The 3724-nt window shown below is 35.9% G+C and carries 4 protein-coding genes; 3 read left to right on the forward strand and 1 reads right to left on the reverse strand.

The genetic code is table 11. The annotated features are described in order from the left end of the window. The 3 genes from MKX83_RS24540 to MKX83_RS24550 form a co-directional block, all read left to right on the forward strand. The coding region (locus tag MKX83_RS24540; protein WP_445293190.1) for a DUF3967 domain-containing protein at positions 1-491 on the forward strand (491 nt) is incomplete at its 5' end. Continuing rightward, the gene (locus MKX83_RS24545) at positions 482-1123 is read left to right on the forward strand and encodes a hypothetical protein (RefSeq protein ID WP_341060525.1); all 642 of its coding nucleotides are present in this window, start codon (positions 482-484) and stop codon (positions 1121-1123) included. The genes MKX83_RS24540 and MKX83_RS24545, both read left to right, overlap by 10 nt. 530 nt (positions 1124-1653) lie before the next feature. Continuing rightward, positions 1654-2688: a protein rep gene (locus MKX83_RS24550; RefSeq protein WP_341060527.1), complete on the forward strand. Its 1035-nt coding sequence runs from the start codon at positions 1654-1656 to the stop codon at positions 2686-2688. Positions 2689-2930: 242 nt separating this feature from the next. On the opposite strand, the gene MKX83_RS24555 is transcribed toward MKX83_RS24550, so the two are convergent. Continuing rightward, complete coding sequence (locus tag MKX83_RS24555; protein ID WP_341060530.1) at positions 2931-3509, reverse strand: DUF2239 family protein; 579 nt, start codon at positions 3507-3509, stop codon at positions 2931-2933. Between the last annotated feature and the right edge of the window lie 215 nt (positions 3510-3724).

The raw sequence follows: 3724 nt of genomic DNA on the forward strand, positions 1-3724 counted from the left end.
GTTTTATATCGAATCATTTGCTAGAGGTGATAGGTATGAAAAACGATTTATATTACTCTAGCAAAGACGTTGCAAAGCGACTTTCAATAGAGGCGGTCACCGTTAGAAAATACTCGCAAATGCTTGAAGAACAAGGATATTCTTTTAAAAAAGATGAGAAAAATTGGAGACAATATAGCGAGGATGATATTCGTTTTTTAGAGTACATTTGCCATCTAAAAGAGATGGGAAAATCGCTTGATGAATCTGTTCAGCATGTAGCGAGTTTGTTTCGTGCCAGTTTACTTATAGCGAAACCCGATATATCGCTACAAGAAGAAGAAAATCCATTTGTGCAATTCATAAAAAAGCAGGAAGAGTTTAATAAAAAACTCCTGGAGCGAATGGATCAACGAGATAATAATTTAATGGCAGCCATTCGAGAACTGCAAGATACCAAGAAACAAATCGCGGCTGCATCTCGAAAGAAGTGGTGGGAGTTTTGGAAGTAGGAGTAAATAGCCTTTTAAATGCAGGGATATATGCGATTATAAATAAAAAGCTTAATACTGTTTACGTTGGTGAAACTGAAGATTCTTTTTTAATCCGATGGATTGAACATACTTCTAGAATTCCACGTTATTTTGATAACAGAGACAAAATTGTGCTGTATCTTCATAAGGACACAAAATATATTGTTCTCAAGGAATTGGATAGGGAAAAAAATACTACGAAGGAATTTTACAGGTATGAATCCGAAGCTATAAAATTTTATAAAGAAAAAGGATGGATTGTCGTTTCTCGGGATAATTATAACGAGGAAATGAAAGACCATGAACGGGTAAAAAATGATTCAAATTTTTTCAGGTATAAAAAAGCCATTAATCACATGATTATAGTCTTGGGATTGATTAACACTAAAAATAATAATACCCCTATGCTTTATAGCAAATTATATAAAAAAATAAATAAACATTTCATGACTGATGTTTATAAGAGGGATGGGAAGAACGTTTTAGATAATCTCACAAAAGAAGAATTAGAGTTTATTATGCTAGATTTATATCCTAGATATAATCAAAAAATATTGAATATCTATCGAATGGAATATGAGAAGCAAAATATCCAGTTAAGTTTGTTTTGAACCCTTGTTTTAGGGTTGAGGCAGGCAAGGGGGTGTGGGGGAAGCCCCCGCATAGCGTAGCTAGTTTGTGTTTTAGGAGAACATTTTGGATCGGATGTACCGGCGGTTTTGGCGGTATGATGGCATGAGCAAGCCGATTCCTCGATTCCTCGTTTTAGGTGTGTCGGCTTGGCGAAATATAAGCACCGCCAAAATTTCGTAAAGCAAGGGGGAAAGGGTGGAGATTTTTTGAGTGGTTTTCTCAAAAAATACTACCCGGACCTTGCTTGGAGAAAAGCCATTTTGGCTAAAAAAAGGTCCCTGTTTTCAGGGGCCTTTTTTTGTTTTTTCTTATCTTGATACTAATAGAAACAATGGCGTTTTTGAAAATAGGCTTAAAGCCTTGATACAACTGGCTTGAAGGCTGTTTTTGGTGGTAGACAGCAAAAAGACCCTGTGATAAGGTTGAATTGTCGAGAAACTACCAAATATCATCAGGGGTCTTTTTATGCCTTCCTGAAGGTTATTCAGAAAGGAGTATTTGTTTTATCATGTACAAAAATAATAACATTGAAACGTCCGAAAAATCAACTACCGAAATTTTGGTAGACCGAACAAAATCGGGCAAAGAGAGAGATTGGAAGGGCAAAAAGAAACGTTCCCTTTTGACAGCCGATCACTTCGATGTTGCAGGATTACATAGCAAAGCTGAACGGATGAGAGATTGTGCTACGCAATTAGTTTTCAAGCATACAGGAGAAGCGTTGAAGCTATATCAAGCATGGTTTTGTAAAGTGAGGTTATGTCCTATGTGTAACTGGAGAAGGTCGTTGAAAATTGCTTATCATAATAAGAGAATCGTTGAGACGGTCAATGAGCGTGAAAACGTTCGGTGGTTATTCTTAACCCTTACTGTTAAAAATACAGACGCTGAGAGTCTTTCTGAGACGATTTCAGCTATGTCTAAGGGGTTTAAGAGGTTGAAAGATTATAAAGCCTTTAAAACGTCTGTAAGGGGCTTTTTTAGAGCTTTAGAGGTTACGAAGAATCGAGACCCAGAAAGTAAGTCATTCGGAACGTATCATCCTCATTTTCATGTGTTGCTCTGTGTTCCTCCTAGTTATTTTTCAAAGAATTACATAAAGCAATCAGAATGGACAAGCCTTTGGCAAAAAGCTATGAAATTAGACTATAAGCCAATTGTTCATATTCAAAAAGTAAAACCAAAAGAAAAATTAAATGAACTGGAAATCTATGAAAAAGATTTAAAAAATGCTATGAAAGAACAAAATGCTATTTTGGAAGTTTCAAAGTATCCAGTCAAAGATACGGATGTTATTAAAGGGAATCAAATAACGTCGGAAAATGTCGAAACGGTTTTAGCATTGGATGATGCTCTTGCTTATAAAAGATTGATAGGATACGGAGGTCTTTTGAAAGAGATCCACAAGGAATTGAATCTAGGAGATGCGGAAGATGGAGACCTTGTGAAGATTTCGGAAGATGATGAAGTAGCAAATGGTACTTTCGATGTCATCGCAAGGTGGCATATTGGATTAAAAAATTATGTCATTCAGAGGGGTTGATTTTGACCCCTTTTTTATTTTGTTAAAAATGAAAAGGGCGCACTTATACACTCTATCGAGTGACGTGCTAAAACCTGTTTAAAATAAGGTTTTCGTCAAGCGTGGTTTTGATAAAGCAGAAGAATTTTCTTCTGCGTTTTTTTTTTGCCCCTGTGGGTTCAATGCGAAGCATTATTTTTTACGAACGGAGTGAGTACCCATCAGCACATTTTTTAAGGTGCATAGATGGGCACTCGCACTTTTCAGTACGGTGATTGGTTGTAAACTTTTTTGGCTTCATCGAGAGTTTTCATATCGAACTCTCGGTAAATTGCTCTAACTAGTTCTTCGATTTGTTTGTCAGTATATCCAAGGTTTTTTGCTCCTAAAATGGCATAACCTAAACTAGCGTTGTTGCTCCATTCGTATTCGCTGGATTGTGCTTCCCAAACTAATCGTCTAAGATACTGCGAACGATTTCCTTCGGCTTGTTTGTCTAACCAGTTCCATTCTTCTTCAGGAAGTGTCAGTGATACCTTTTTTGTTATTCCTACAGATGGACGTCCGACTGTTCTTTTTTTCGTGAACATTTCTACTCGGCAATCTTGGCAATATGCTTTTGCTTCGTCATTTACATGAATTATTGCAAGGTCATTATTACCATTGCAACGTTCGCATTTTGTAGCTTCAATTTTGAAAAGATCCTTTGGCAAACTTTTTTTCAATTCGTTCAATGCTTGTTCAGCTTGCTCATAAGTTTCGTACTGAATTTCTTTTCCGTTTGTTTCATCCCATGCTGTGCTAACGACAATTTGACCATCTCCACCACGTATTACAAACATATAAAAAACCTCCAATAATTTAAGTTACTTTAATTATAATATAAAGGTAACTTAAAATCAATAATTTAAGTAACTTAAATAAAAATATATTTTTTTATGATATATTAAAAATAACCGACCTAATAGGGGTTGGCTAAAAGTAGGAATAGACCCACCCTTAAATGCCGTTTCAGCTCAAGGGGGTCTATTTTTTATTTTTATTAAAGGCTTTTTGG

Source organism: Cytobacillus sp. FSL M8-0252 (assembly GCF_038007345.1).
Classification (GTDB): domain Bacteria; phylum Bacillota; class Bacilli; order Bacillales; family Cytobacillaceae; genus Cytobacillus; species Cytobacillus kochii.

What these genes read in the sequence shown, in the direction of transcription:
- MKX83_RS24550 (WP_341060527.1), top strand. Translation starts at nt 1,654, where the DNA reads ATGTACAAAAATAATAACATTGAAACGTCCGAAAAATCAACTACCGAA.
- MKX83_RS24555 (WP_341060530.1), bottom strand. Translation starts at nt 3,509, where the DNA reads ATGTTTGTAATACGTGGTGGAGATGGTCAAATTGTCGTTAGCACAGCA.